Here is a 12,869-nt window from a genome sequence, read left to right as displayed (position 1 = left end):
GGGCCTGATGGCCCCGATCCGCCTCAATCTATCCGCGGCAGCGTCTCGAACTGATGGTACGGCGGTGGCGAGGAGATCGTCCACTCCAGCGTCGTCGCGCCATCGCCCCAGGGGTTGTCGCCTGCCGGCTTGCCCGCGACCATCGACCAGATCAGGTTGACGAAGAACACCACCATGCCCGCGGCCATGATCATGTAGCCGACCGAGGCGACCGTGTTCCAATGCTCGTATTGCGGCGTGTAGTCCGGGATACGGCGCGGCATGCCCTGGAGGCCCAGGAAATGCATTGGGAAGAACATCACGTTCACGCCGACGAAGAACACCCAGAAGTGCAGCTGCCCCAGGAACTCGTTGTACATCTTGCCGGTCATCTTCGGGAACCAATAGTAGAACCCGGCGAACAGCGAGAAGACCGCGCCCAGCGACAGCACATAGTGGAAATGCGCCACCACGTAATAGGTGTCCTGCATGTAATCGTCGATGCCGCCGTTCGCGAGCACCACGCCGGTCACGCCGCCGACGGTGAACATGAAGATGAAGCCGATCGACCACACCATCGGCGTCTTGAAGGTGAGCGAACCGCCCCACATCGTCGCGATCCACGAGAAGATCTTGATGCCGGTCGGCACCGCGATGACCATCGTCGCCGCGGTGAAGTACATCTTGGTGTTCACCGACAGACCCGTGGTGAACATGTGGTGCGCCCACACGACGAACCCGACCACGCCGATCGCGACCATCGCGTACGCCATGCCGAGATAGCCGAAGACCGGCTTGCGGCTGAACGTCGAGATGATCTGGCTGACGATGCCGAAGCCCGGCAGGATCATGATGTAGACTTCGGGATGGCCGAAGAACCAGAACAGATGCTGGTACAGGACGGGGTCGCCGCCGCCGGCCGGATCGAAGAAGGTCGTGCCGAAGTTGCGATCGGTCAGCAGCATCGTGATTGCGGCTGCGAGCACCGGCAGCGCCAGGAGCAGCAGGAACGCGGTGACGAGCATCGACCACACGAACAGCGGCATCTTGTGCAGCGTCATGCCCGGCGCACGCATGTTGAAGATCGTCGTGATGAAGTTGATCGCGCCGAGGATCGACGACGCACCCGCGAGATGCAGCGCGAGGATCGCCATGTCGGTCGACGGCCCGGGCTCGCCGTATGTCGAGAGCGGGGCGTAGAGCGTCCAGCCATTACCTGCGCCGCCGAAGAACGGCGAGGCCAGAAGCAGCGTGAAGGCGGGGATCAGCAGCCAGAACGACACGTTGTTCATGCGCGGGAACGCCATGTCCGGCGCACCGATCATGATCGGCACGAACCAGTTGCCGAAGCCACCGACCATCGCCGGCATAACCATGAAGAACACCATGATCAGGCCGTGCGCGGTGATCAACACGTTCCAGAGATGAAGCGATTCGTCGAGGCTGGCGGGGCCGCCGTGGAGCATGCTCGCCCAGCCCTGGAGGTACTGGATGCCGGGATGTGCGAGCTCGGCGCGCATGAGCCCCGAGACCGAACCGCCGATGATCCCCGCGACGATCGCGAAGATCAGGTACAGCGTGCCGATGTCCTTATGGTTGGTCGACATGAACCAACGCGCAAAGAAACCCGGTTTGTGATCGGTGTCGTGGTGGTCGTGCGATTCGTGCGCGACGAACGCCGACGGATGGAGAGCGGTGTCGGTCATCTTACTGTCCCGCGTTGCCGGCGCCGGCCGGGTTTGAGGTGGCGCCCTGCGTCGTCGCGGGGGCTGCGGTAGTTACGTTTTCCACGGGTCCGGTGGCGTTGGCGGTTTCCGCGGCCTCCTCGACCTTCGCCGCGGAGCCATCGGCGCCGGGCTGCGGGATGACCTTGTCGGATGCCTTGCCGGGGGTCGGCATCGTGCCGCCCTTGGCCTTGACCCAGGCTGCGTATTCGGCGGGCGGAACCGCTTCGACCGCGATCGGCATATAGCCGTGGCGCGCGCCGCACAGTTCCGAGCACTGGCCGAAATACAGGCCGGGCTTGTCGATCGTGAAGCTGGTCTCGTTCAGGCGACCCGGGATCGCGTCGAGCTTGATCCAGAACGCCGGGACCGCCCAGCTGTGGATCACGTCGTTCGACGTCGTGATCAGGCGGATCGGCACGCCGACGGGGAGGACGATGCGGTTGTCGGTGGCGAGCAGCTTGGGGCCGTCGGCATCGGTGCGGCCACGCTCGCCCGCGGCGACGTCAGCCTTTTCCTTCAGCATGTTGGCGGTGATCTCGAAGCCGCCATTGTCCGGATATTGGTAGGTCCAATACCATTGGTTGCCGATCGCCTTCAGTGTCACGGCCCCCGACGGCGCCGGCTTGAACTGCGCCTGGAGCAGGCCGATCGACGGGACCGCGATCAGGACGAGGATCACGACCGGCGCGAGCGTCCAGAGGATCTCGATCGCGGTGTTGTGGCTGGTCTTCGATGCGACCGGGTTGCGCGCCTTGCGGTAGCGGAACGACACCCAGAAGAGGAGCGCGAGGACGAACAGCGAGATGATCGTGATCGTCGGCACCAGGATCGAATTGTGCATCCAGTGCGCGAACTGGCCGTTCTTGGTCACCTGCGGCTGGAGGCCGAACAGACCGTCGGTCGGCTGGCCGATCATCGGCTTGACCGTCATCGCGGGCGCACCGTCCATCGCGAGCTCGGGACTGGACGGGTTGGCGGTCGGCGTAGCGGCCGATGTGGTCGGCGCGGTGTTCGACACACCGGCCGGAGCGGCGGCGGCCTGTGGTGTGGGCGTGGCAGCCGGCTGGGCCGCATGCCCGGCGACACCACCGAGACTCGCCAGTGCGAGCCCCGCTGCCATCGCAAATCCTCTCATCCCCATCTTGCGCATCGTTTTTCTTGACCCCGGTTTATAGCGAACCCGATTCCGGACGCGCGGATGTCTGCTTATCATTTGGCAGGAGCTATACCCAGCGGGGGGGCTCGCCTCAAGCATTGTCTCACCTTGAGCGCCAGCTGGCCCGATCCAGACACTCCGTCATGCCGGGCTTGTTCCGGCATCCACCGCTCCGCAAGCCCGAGAGGATTGGGTTTGCGGAACCGTGGACCCCGGAACGAGCCCGGGGTGACGGAGTGGGTGGGGAGCGTAGGTGTACTTCTGCGCCGGTAGTCGTTGCGTGCGGTTTCGCGCGCTCGTATCAGCGCGGGCAGACCATTTGGAGCGATGACCCGCGATGACCGAAGACGACGTGCTCGCCGAATTCCGCGCTGCCGAAGCGTTGCTCGAAGGGCATTTCATCCTGTCCTCCGGCCTGCGCAGTTCGCGCTATCTCCAATGCGCGCGGGTGTTGATGGACCCGGCGCGTGGTGCTCGGTTGTCGGAAGCGCTGGTGGCGTCGATCCCGGCGGAGTTGCGCGCGCAGATCGATATCGTGGTCTCGCCGGCGATGGGCGGCGTCATCGCCGGCCACGAAATGGGCCGCGCGCTTGGTGTCGAGGCGGTATTCCTCGAACGCCCGGACGGCGTGTTCGAACTCCGCCGCGGGTTCCGACTTTCGCCTGGCCAGCGCGTGTTGATGATGGAGGACGTCGTGACCACCGGGCTGTCGTCGCGCGAGGCGATCGCGGCGATCGGGCGTGCGGGCGGCGTGACCGTCGCGGCGGCGGCTCTGGTCGATCGCTCGAATGGGACGGCGGATCTGGGCGTGCCGTTCTTCCCGCTGATCCGGCTCGACGTGCCGACCTATCCGGCGGACGCCTTGCCGCGCGAACTGGCGGCGATCCCCGCGATCAAGCCCGGCAGCAGGGCTGCGGCATGAGCCCCCTCGGCAACGACCACCTGCGCCTTGGGGTGAACATCGATCACGTCGCAACGGTGCGCAACGCGCGGGGGGCGGGGTATCCCGATCCGGTGCGCGCGGCGCTGGTCGCGGCGGCAGCGGGGGCGGACGGGATTACCGCACATTTGCGCGAGGACCGGCGGCATATTACGGACGACGACATCGCGCGGTTGTCGGCCGAGCTGACGATCCCGCTGAACCTGGAGATGGCGGCGACCGACGAGATGCTCGGCATCGCGCTGCGCCACAAGCCGCACGCCGCGTGCATCGTGCCCGAAAAGCGCGAGGAACTGACGACCGAGGGCGGGCTCGACGTTGCCGGGCATTACGACCGGATGGCGCGGCTGGTCGACGCGCTGGCGGGAGCGGACATCCGGGTGTCACTGTTCATCGAACCGGACGCGCGGCAGATCGAGGCGGCGGTGCGGCTCAAGGTGCCGGTGATCGAACTGCACACCGGGCTGTATGCGGAACTGTCGGGCGATGCGCGGACGGTGGAGCTGCGGCGGCTGACGGATGCGGCGGCGCTGGCGGCGAAGAACGGTATTGAGGTGCATGCGGGGCATGGGCTGACGTATGACAACGTTGCGCCGATTGCGGCTATCCGGCAGGTTCGGGAGCTGAACATCGGGCATTTCCTGGTCGGGGAGTCGCTGTTCGTCGGGCTTGGCGAGGCGGTTCGGCTGATGCGCGAGGCTATGGATGCGGCGCGGTAAGGAGGCAGTTTTGTTCGCGCAGAGGCGCAGAGGCGCGGAGCAGAAGAGCGCGCTGGTCCGAGGCCGGATTGTCTCGCTGCCTAACTCGATCTTGCCGCTCTTGCGGCCTTCATACTCTCCGCGCCTCTGCGCCTCTGCGCGCAAATCTAACTTTGTCTTCCGACCCCAGGCCGTGTCGTGATTATCGGGCTCGGGTCCGACTTGTGTAATATCGAGCGGATCGCGGCGTCGGTGGAGCGGTTTGGGGAGCGGTTCGAGCAGCGGGTTTTTACCGATGTCGAGCGGGCGAAGGCGGCGCGGCGGCCTTTTACCAAGGCGGGGACGCTGGCCAAGCGGTTCGCGGCCAAGGAGGCGTTTTCGAAGGCGGTGGGGACCGGGTTTCGCGCGGGCGTGTTCATGCGCGATATTGGCGTCGTGAACGCACCGAGTGGCGCGCCGACGCTGGCGTTGACCGGGGGGGCCAAAGCGAGGCTTGACGCGTTGACCCCCGAAGGCCACGTCGCGCGCGTGCATTTGACGATGACCGATGATCATCCGTGGGCGCAGGCCTTTGTGATCATCGAAGCTATACCTCTGATATCCCCGGACATGCGCCAGGATACGAATCGATGAAGGACGCGGCGTTGGACGGCAACGAGTTCCAGGAAAAGCCCCTCGCGCAGGCCACTGCGGTCGATCCCGCGCCCTCGGTCACCACGACCCCCGAAACTAGTTCCGAGACTGGCCGCCGCCGCGGCACCGACTGGTGGGGCGAGGTGAAGGGCATATTCTGGCTGATCCTGGTCGTGCTCGGCTTCCACAGCTTCATCGCCAAGCCCTTCTATATCCCCAGCGAATCGATGCTGCCGGGCCTGCGTATCGGCGACCGGCTGGTGGTGACCAAGTTCGCGTATGGCTGGTCGTTCGTGTCGCCGACGATCCCCAACCCGGTCGCGATTTTCAAGGGCGTGGTGCTGCGCCAGCAGGAAGATAGCTGGAGCGTGTCGCTGCCGTTTATCCACGGCCGGTTGTTCGGCTCGCTGCCGACGCGCGGCGACGTGGTGATCGTGACGCCGCCGGGGACGCATAACGACTATATCAAGCGCGTCATCGGGCTGCCCGGCGACAGACTGGCCGTGCGCGGCGGAATCGTGTTCCTAAACGGCGTCGCGGTGAAGCGGGGCCCGCTGCATGACACGCTGATCCCGGTCGACACCAACAGCCCGTGCAGCGAGATCGACTATCCCGGCGCGCGCGAGACGCTGCCCGACGGTCGCGAGATGTGCCGCCTGCCGACTTATACCGAGACGCTGCCGAATGGCCGCCGCTACGAGACGGTGGATCTGGAGCCGGACAGTCAGGGCGATAATTTCGCGGAGATCACGATTCCCGCGAACCATGTCTTCCTGATGGGCGACAATCGCGACCGCTCCGCCGACAGCCGGTTCGCGTTGAGCCAGCTTGGGCTTGGCGGACCGGTGCCGTATGAAAATCTCGGCGGGCGTGCGGAGTTCATCACCTTCAGCCTCGACGGCGATGCGACGTTCAATCCGCTGAGCTGGTGGAGTTCGCTGCGCTCGGATCGTGCCGGCACCTCGCTGCACCCTGCCAAGGTCAACTGAGATGGCCGGCGATAAGGCCGTCACCGAGCTCAGCCCGGTCGAGATGCGCGATCCGTTCCTGCGCAAGGAACTGAAGCGCGCGGTGATCTGGCTCGGGCTGGCGTGCGTCATCGCGTTGCTGATCGTGCTGGTGCAGCCGTTGCTGATCATCTTTGCGGGCGTCGTGTTTGCGGCGCTGCTCGATGGCGGCGTGCGGTTGCTCGGGCGGGTCCTGCCGATCGGGCGCGGCTGGCGGTTGCTGATCGTCGTGCTGCTGACGTTCGCGTTCCTGGTCGGCACGTTCATCCTGACCGGGGTGCAGGTGACCGAACAGGTGACGCAGCTGCGCTCGACGCTGGAATCGCAGGCCAATCGCTTCACTACCTATCTGAGCGCGCAGGGGCTGATGCCGGGCGCGTCGGACGTCAACGGGATCGTCAAGCAGGCGCTGGGCTCGGTCGGGCGGGTGACGTCGTGGGTCGGCACCGCGATCGGCGCGCTGACCAGCATGTTCATGATCCTGATCCTCGGGCTGTTCATCGCGATGGACCCGGGGACGTATTCGCGCGGGCTCCAGTGGATGGTGCCGGTCGACCTGCGACCGGAGTTCGCCAAGACGCTGGTCAAGATGGGCGAGACGTTGCGCAAGCTGCTCGCCGGGCGGTTGCTCGGGATGGCGGTCGAGGGTGTCGCGAGCGGGATCGCGCTGGCGGTCGGTGGCGTGCCTATGGCGATGCTGCTCGGGATTATCGCGGGTATCCTGGCGTTCATTCCGAACGTCGGCGCGATCGTGACGGGCGTGCTGATGGTCGCGGTCGGGTTCAGCGCGGGCGTCGATACGGGGTATTGGGCGATCGGGACGTACCTCGTGGTGCAGACGATCGACGGGTATGTGATCGTGCCGATGGTGGCGAAGCGTACGGTGGATTTGCCGCCGGTGTTGACCTTGGGTGCGCAGATTTTGGCGAGCGCGCTGTTCGGGATTTTGGGGCTGGCGCTGGCTGATCCGATGACCGCGATGTTGAAGACCGCGCTTGAGCGGCGGTCGGAGCGGGAAGAGGAGAAGGTGGAGGCGGGTGAAGGGGCTGCCGCTACTGCGTGACTGCCTGTCCGGTTGGCGCGCGCAACCGTTCCGCCCTCCGGTGGGGGGCCGCACCCTCGTTCTACAATTGTCGTGGGATAGAGCTCACTATCCGTCATCCCCGCGGACGCGGGGACCCATATCCTCCGAGGTTTGCCAGTATGGGTCCCCGCGTCCGCGGGGATGACGGGGGTGAGGGCCGGGGACGTCAATGTGGAAGGTAATCGGTAGGAAAGTTACCGCCTTACCAATTGGTCGAAGAGTGCGAGGTAGCGCCCCGCCGAGTCCGCACCGGGCTGCGGGACCGCCTCCGGTCGCTGCGCAGTCGGCGCTAGCCATGCATCCAACGCTGCGATCAGCCCTGCCGCATCGTCCCTCGCGGCGATCGTACCGCGATCCGCGCGGTCGATGATCTCCGCTACCGCCGCGCTCGAGTCGGTCGAAATCACCGGCGTGCCAACCGACAGCGCCTCGCGCAACACGCCGGGCACACCTTCATAGTCCGAGGTGAGCACGACCACCTGCGCGCGGGCCATGACCGGCAGCGGGTCGGTGCTGTGCCCGAGCAAGCGAACACGATTTCCCAAACCGAGCGCGCGAATGTGCGTTTCGATCGCTCCCCGCTCGTCGCCTTCGCCGAGGATCACCAGCGGAATGGTCCGGTCCGCCAGCAGCGGGAGAGCGGCGATCAGGCGGTCCCAGCGTTTCTGCGGTTCGAGCCGCCCCACGCCGAGGATGTAACGCGCGGGCAAATCCGGCGTCTCGCCCGGGATCGGCATCGCCGGCGGGTTCGGGATGATGCTCGTGCGGCCGACCATGCGCGTCGCCCGCGCCGCCTCGTCCGCCGTCGCGGGCGTCATCGCGACGAGGTGATCGAGGAAGCCTCCGTGCCGTGCCAGCCAGATTTGGTGCGCGGCGTGCATCAGCGGACCGTGATCGGCGCGCGCGGGGGCGTTGGACATCTTGGCGACGATTGGCGGACAGGCTTTGGCCAGCCGAAGCCGGGTCCAAGCCGCGATGCCGGTATAGAAATTGCCGGGGCAGAAGATCACGTCCGGTGCGAGGCGGCGGATGACCTTCGGCAGTGCCAGCAGCCGCGAGGGCGAAACGATCTCAAGCCCCTCCGGCAGTTCTGCCGCCAGCGGCCCGGCAATATCCTCGATCGCCAGCGTCACGCGTCGCCCCTCCGCCAGCCAGCCGCGCGCGAGGCGCAGTTGCGCGCGTTCGACCCCGCCGCCGCGCAGGTCTTCGGCATAGGTCAGGATGTGCCGCGCGGTCGGTGGTCCGCTCAGGAGTGACATATGGGGGTCATCATGATGCGCGATTGATAGAGCGGAGATCGCGATCGAATGAAACCGACTTTACGTGCACGCGTACCGACGGGCGGCTATTGGGCCGATCGAGGGGCGACGGAATGGCTTGAGGACCGGCGATTGAACATGCGTGCGAAAACGGCTGACTCGGAAGGCTATGCGGATATCGCACGTGCGGGGCTCGAGCCGCTGAAGACGATCGGCAGCCGCTGGCCGGCGATCATCGGTGCGGTGCTGACGCTGGCGATGATTGCCGGGCTGGGGCGCGAACTGTTGGGCCACGGGCTGGCCGGACTCACGCGCTCGGTGCCGCACGATCCGCGCTTTTACCTGTGTTTCGCGCTGCTCTACATGTCGCCGCCGACTGGGGATTACGTGATCTTCCGCCGGCTGTGGGGCATCCCGCTCGGTGGCCTGGTCGCGCTGATCAAGAAGCGGATCGCGAACGAAGTGGTGTTCGGGTACTCGGGCGACGCGTATTTCTATGCCTGGGCGCGGGCGAAGGCGCGGATGGTGGCGTCGCCGTTCGGTGCAGTGAAGGACGTCACGATATTGTCGGCGATCGCGGGGAATGCGATCACGCTGTTGCTGGTGGCGATCGCGTTGCCGCTCGGTCGGCACCTGCTGACGCATGATCAGTTTCGGACGGTGCTGGGGTCGGCGGGCGTGACGTTGCTGATCTCGCTGCCGTTCCTGATCTTCTCGCGCCGCGTGTTCTCGTTGCCACGGGCGAAATTGTGGTGGGTGTTCGGGATCCACTGCATCCGGTTGCTGTGCGGTTCGGTGCTGATCGCGTTCGCCTGGCATTTCGCGTTGCCGGAGGTGCCGGTCGGGATGTGGCTGTTCCTCGCGGCCGGGCGCCTGCTGGTGTCGCGGCTGCCGCTGGTGCCGAACAAGGACCTGCTGTTCGCCAACGTCGCGATCCTGTTGATCGGGCAGGATCAGGCGCTGTCGGAATTGATCGCGTTTACGGCGGCGTTGACGTTGCTGGTGCATGTGGGGTTGATCGTGGCGTTCGGAGCCCACGCCATTGCAGAGAGAAGTCGCGCATGATTCGATTGGCCATCGCGGGCGCGCTCATGTTGGCAAGCCCCGCGAGTGCGGAAATGCTCGGCAGTGATGCGGCGGCGTGTCGGCCCGGCGCCGGATCGAATGGAGGCCCCGCGATCGCGGCCGAGATCACCGGGTTGAAGGACCGCACGGGCGAACTGAAGCTCGAACTCTATCCCGGCGAGGAGGCCGATTTCCTGAAGGACGATCGCGCGCTGATCGCGGCGGGCAAGACGTTTCGGCGGGTGAGCGTGCCGACTCCTGCGGCCGGACCGACGACGATGTGCATCCGGGTGCCGCGGCCGGGCCGCTATGCGCTGTTGCTGACGCATAACCGCGACGGGAAGAACAAGTTCAGCTTCTGGTCGGATGGGGCCGGGTTTGCGAGCAATGTGAAGCTGGGACGGTCGCGGCCCAAGGTCGAGCAGGCGCTGGTCGAGGTGGGGGGCGGCGTGACGACGGTGCGGATCACTGCGCAATATCTGCGCGGGCTCGGCGGGTTCGGGCCTATCACGCCATGAGAATGGTCCCGTGAGAATCGTCCCGTGAGAATCGTCCCATGAGAATCGTCCCATGAGAATCGTCGACGTCAACGAGTTCTACTCGCCGACCGGTGGCGGGGTGCGGACCTATGTCGATCGGAAAATGGGCATCATGGCGGACATGGGCCATGAACTGATCGTCGTCGCGCCGGGACGGGAGGACCGCGTCGAGGAGCGGCCGGGCGGCGGGCGGATCATTTACCTCAAGTCGCCGGGGATGCCGTTCGATCGCAACTACGGGTTGTTCTGGGATGAGCGTGCGATTCACCGCGTGCTCGACGATCTCGATCCCGACGTGGTCGAATGCTGCTCGCCGTGGCGGCCGGCGTGGTTCGTCGGCGACTGGGAGGGACGCGCGGTGAAGTCGTTCTTCATGCACAACGACAATATCGCGGCCTATGCGCAGCGCTGGTTCGCGGGGGTTGCGAGCCATGACCGGATCGAGCGTGGGTTCGCCTGGTATTCTCGGTACATGAACCGTTTCCTCGAAAAATACGACGTCGTCGTCACCAATGGCCCGGCCTTAGAGAAGCGGTTGCGCGTGCGTGGCGTCCGGATCGATGCGGCGATGCCGCTGGGGATCGAGCGCGGGCATTTCTCGCCTGACCTGCGCGATACGCGGTTGAGGGCGGCGTTGCTGCGGCAGTGCGGATTGCCCGAGGACGGCATGCTGTTGCTCGGGCTCGGGCGGCATCACGGCGAGAAGCGCTGGCCTTTGGTAGTCGATGCGGTGGCGTGCGCTGGGGCGACTCTGCCGGTCGGGCTGATCCTGATCGGTGCGGGGGCACAGACCAAGGCGATCCAGCGGCGGATCGGTGGGTCGCCGCATATTCGGATGTTCGCGCCGGTGTATGACCGCGAGCGGCTCGCGCGGATCATGGCGAGTTGCGATGCGCTGATCCACGGGTCGGAGGCCGAGCCGTTCGGGCTGGTCGCGTCGGAGGCGATGGCGTCGGGCCTGCCGCTGATCGTGCCGGATACGGGCGGGTGCGCCGAAGTCGCGGACCGCCATGCGAGCGAGCTTTATGCGGCGCGCGATGCGGAGAGTGCGGCGGCGGCGATCGGGCGGTTGTTCGCGCGCGATCCCGCGTTGCTCAGGCGGGCGGCGGCGGTGGCGGCGCGGCATGTGCGCAGCGACCGCGAGCATGCGGTCGAGCTCATGGACTATTATGCGGGGCTGGTCGCGGCGAAGCAGGGGTGTGGGCTGGCGGCCTGAACGCGGTGAAGCGCGTGCCGGGGATCGGGATCGGATCGTAACCGGCTTTGATCGCTGCGGTGGCGAGGGCGCGGTCGAGGCTGGCGTCGCCGCTGGTCGCGGGGCTTTCGCCGCCGGTGAGGATCGTCGATCCGTCGAGGTTTACGCGTGCTCGCGATATCAGGTGGAGCGCGTGTTCCTGGGATGCGGCTAGCAGGTGCGTGCTGCGGAAATAGAACGGGCCGGTCGCGAAGGCGGGGTCCGGCAGGCGATTCGCTGCGGGCAGGATTTGCGGGGAGAGCGTTGCGATCGGGCCTTCGATCCCGTGTCGGTCGAGCGTGCGGCCGACCGCTTGGCCTTCGCGGAGGGCCTGGTTTAGCGAGAGGCCGTCCGAATCCGCCAGGGCTGCGGCGGAGGGGGCGAGGCCGGCGGTGGCGAAGATCGCGACGGCGATCCGCCACGCGCGGCTCGGGGGCGGGATCAGCGACAGGCGGACGAACAGGGCTGGCAAGGCTGGGAGGAGATATTGCCGCCAGGTCGGGAACGGCAGGAGCGCGGCGATCAGGCCCGCGAGGATCAGCCAATCGAGCAGGTCTACCGTGCGGCGTCGCCATGCGTCGCGCGCGACCAGCGCTAGCGCGGGCAGGGCTGCGCCTAGTGCGAGGAACTTCAGCGTGTCGATCGCCTTGGCGGGGAGCGACATCTTCCACGGGCGGAGCGCGTAATATTCGGCGGGGCCGCGCGCCGGGAAGGTGAAGGTGCCGAACACGAATCCGGCCGGGCTGCTGACATAGGTCCAGGCTACGAAGGCGATAACCGGGAGCGTGCCGAGCAGGACCGCGGCGGGGCGATGGCGGCGGTCGACCAGCGCGTAGAGGCCGTATGCCAACGCGGGGAACGCGTAGGAGATTTTTGCGGCGGCAGCGCTGGCTAGGAGCAGGCCGGCTAACGCTGCGGTGGCGCGCGTCGTCGCGGGGCGGACGATTAGCGGAAGGGCTGCGGCGAGCAGCGCGGCGGGGAGCGCGTCGTTGCGGGCCGTGCCGATGCTGAAGAGGAAGATGTCGCAGGTTGCGAACAGTGCGGCGCAGGTGAGGGCGGCCTTGGGTTTGGCGCCGAGGGTGCGGGCGGCGGTGTGAGCGCAGGCGATCGTCGCGACGCCGAGCAGGGCGTTGAGGATGCGGAGGGCTGGCCAGGTCCAGGTGCCGGCTAGGGCTGCGATGGGGGCGAATAGGTAGGGCTGGAGCGGGGTCTGGAGGTAGGCGAAGTCCCGGTAGGGGAGGAGGCCGTGGGCGGTTAGCGCGGCGGCGGCGACGTATTGGGATTCGTCGTGGTCTACTGGGCGGAGGAGGGCGAGGGTGGTGAAGAGGATCGCCAGCGCTACGAGCATCAGAAGAGTGTTCACCCGCGAAGGCGGGTGCCCAGACTGTTCACCCGCCTTCGCGGGTGAACATGGTTGGGGAGCGGTGTGCTCCATTACTCAGCACCACCCCGGCGGAGGCCGGGGCCCAATTGGGGAACGGTTATGATTGAGGGTGGCGCTCCGTTACCTTGACCTTCCCAATTGGGCCCCGGCCTTCGCCGAGGTGG

General features: G+C 66.5%; 12 protein-coding genes. 8 read left to right on the top strand and 4 right to left on the bottom strand.

All coding sequences use genetic code 11. The features are described from left to right. Positions 1-23: 23 nt before the first annotated feature. Both ctaD and coxB read right to left on the bottom strand, forming a co-directional pair. Positions 24-1,685, bottom strand: a complete 1,662-nt coding sequence (gene ctaD, locus VH567_RS05065; protein WP_423323808.1) for a cytochrome c oxidase subunit I — start codon at positions 1,683-1,685, stop codon at positions 24-26. A 1-nt stretch (position 1,686) separates the two neighbouring features. Continuing rightward, positions 1,687-2,826, bottom strand: coding sequence for a cytochrome c oxidase subunit II (coxB, locus tag VH567_RS05060; RefSeq protein WP_423323806.1), 1,140 nt, complete (start codon positions 2,824-2,826; stop codon positions 1,687-1,689). A 373-nt stretch (positions 2,827-3,199) separates the two neighbouring features. On the opposite strand from coxB, the gene pyrE reads away from it, so the two are divergent. From pyrE to VH567_RS05035, 5 genes are all read left to right on the top strand, one after another. Then, positions 3,200-3,784, top strand: a complete 585-nt coding sequence (gene pyrE, locus VH567_RS05055; RefSeq protein ID WP_423323804.1) for an orotate phosphoribosyltransferase — start codon at positions 3,200-3,202, stop codon at positions 3,782-3,784. Further along, complete coding sequence (locus VH567_RS05050) at positions 3,781-4,521, top strand: pyridoxine 5'-phosphate synthase (RefSeq protein ID WP_423323802.1); 741 nt, start codon at positions 3,781-3,783, stop codon at positions 4,519-4,521. Before pyrE ends, VH567_RS05050 begins: the two co-directional genes overlap by 4 nt. Before the next feature lie 177 nt (positions 4,522-4,698). Continuing rightward, entirely contained in the window at positions 4,699-5,133 is a 435-nt protein-coding gene (gene acpS, locus VH567_RS05045; protein WP_423323800.1) for a holo-ACP synthase, read from the top strand. Further along, positions 5,130-6,122 carry a signal peptidase I gene (gene lepB, locus VH567_RS05040; protein ID WP_423323798.1) on the top strand — a complete coding sequence of 331 codons (993 nt, stop codon included), beginning with the start codon at positions 5,130-5,132 and terminating at the stop codon, positions 6,120-6,122. The genes acpS and lepB overlap by 4 nt, the downstream gene beginning before the upstream one ends. Before the next feature lies 1 nt (position 6,123). Continuing rightward, on the top strand, positions 6,124-7,203 hold the full coding sequence (locus VH567_RS05035; protein WP_423323796.1) for an AI-2E family transporter: 1,080 nt from the start codon (positions 6,124-6,126) through the stop codon (positions 7,201-7,203). A gap of 215 nt (positions 7,204-7,418) precedes the next feature. Here the strand turns inward: VH567_RS05035 and VH567_RS05030 are convergent, their stop codons facing one another. Beyond that, positions 7,419-8,483 (bottom strand): glycosyltransferase, encoded by a 1,065-nt coding sequence (locus VH567_RS05030; RefSeq protein WP_423323794.1) that lies wholly within the window; start codon positions 8,481-8,483, stop codon positions 7,419-7,421. A gap of 138 nt (positions 8,484-8,621) precedes the next feature. Between VH567_RS05030 and VH567_RS05025 the strand changes: the two genes are divergently transcribed. Genes VH567_RS05025 through VH567_RS05015 form a run of 3 tightly spaced genes read left to right on the top strand, consistent with a single transcriptional unit; the run spans position 8,622 to position 11,303 of the window. Further along, positions 8,622-9,548: a hypothetical protein gene (locus VH567_RS05025; RefSeq protein WP_423323792.1), complete on the top strand. Its 927-nt coding sequence runs from the start codon at positions 8,622-8,624 to the stop codon at positions 9,546-9,548. Continuing rightward, positions 9,545-10,066, top strand: a complete 522-nt coding sequence (locus VH567_RS05020; protein WP_423323790.1) for a DUF2141 domain-containing protein — start codon at positions 9,545-9,547, stop codon at positions 10,064-10,066. Before VH567_RS05025 ends, VH567_RS05020 begins: the two co-directional genes overlap by 4 nt. A 52-nt stretch (positions 10,067-10,118) precedes the next feature. Continuing rightward, entirely contained in the window at positions 10,119-11,303 is a 1,185-nt protein-coding gene (locus VH567_RS05015) for a glycosyltransferase (RefSeq protein WP_423323788.1), read from the top strand. Here the strand turns inward: VH567_RS05015 and VH567_RS05010 are convergent. Continuing rightward, complete coding sequence (locus tag VH567_RS05010; RefSeq protein ID WP_423323786.1) at positions 11,245-12,669, bottom strand: DUF2029 domain-containing protein; 1,425 nt, start codon at positions 12,667-12,669, stop codon at positions 11,245-11,247. The two genes, VH567_RS05015 and VH567_RS05010, sit on opposite strands and share 59 nt — an antisense overlap. Between the last annotated feature and the right edge of the window lie 200 nt (positions 12,670-12,869).

Source organism: Sphingomonas sp. 4RDLI-65 (assembly GCF_049472435.1).
GTDB lineage: Bacteria > Pseudomonadota > Alphaproteobacteria > Sphingomonadales > Sphingomonadaceae > Sphingomonas.
This window is presented reverse-complemented; position numbering and strand designations above follow the sequence as displayed.

Bases quoted from the DNA above. Each gene is read 5' to 3' on its own strand.
- VH567_RS05015 (WP_423323788.1), top strand. From the start codon at position 10,119: ATGAGAATCGTCGACGTCAACGAGTTCTACTCGCCGACCGGTGGCGGG.
- ctaD (WP_423323808.1), bottom strand. From the start codon at position 1,685: ATGACCGACACCGCTCTCCATCCGTCGGCGTTCGTCGCGCACGAATCG.
- lepB (WP_423323798.1), top strand. From the start codon at position 5,130: ATGAAGGACGCGGCGTTGGACGGCAACGAGTTCCAGGAAAAGCCCCTC.
- VH567_RS05010 (WP_423323786.1), bottom strand. From the start codon at position 12,669: ATGCTCGTAGCGCTGGCGATCCTCTTCACCACCCTCGCCCTCCTCCGC.
- coxB (WP_423323806.1), bottom strand. From the start codon at position 2,826: ATGGCAGCGGGGCTCGCACTGGCGAGTCTCGGTGGTGTCGCCGGGCAT.
- VH567_RS05030 (WP_423323794.1), bottom strand. From the start codon at position 8,483: ATGTCACTCCTGAGCGGACCACCGACCGCGCGGCACATCCTGACCTAT.
- VH567_RS05050 (WP_423323802.1), top strand. From the start codon at position 3,781: ATGAGCCCCCTCGGCAACGACCACCTGCGCCTTGGGGTGAACATCGAT.
- pyrE (WP_423323804.1), top strand. From the start codon at position 3,200: ATGACCGAAGACGACGTGCTCGCCGAATTCCGCGCTGCCGAAGCGTTG.
- VH567_RS05035 (WP_423323796.1), top strand. From the start codon at position 6,124: ATGGCCGGCGATAAGGCCGTCACCGAGCTCAGCCCGGTCGAGATGCGC.
- VH567_RS05020 (WP_423323790.1), top strand. From the start codon at position 9,545: ATGATTCGATTGGCCATCGCGGGCGCGCTCATGTTGGCAAGCCCCGCG.
- VH567_RS05025 (WP_423323792.1), top strand. From the start codon at position 8,622: ATGCGTGCGAAAACGGCTGACTCGGAAGGCTATGCGGATATCGCACGT.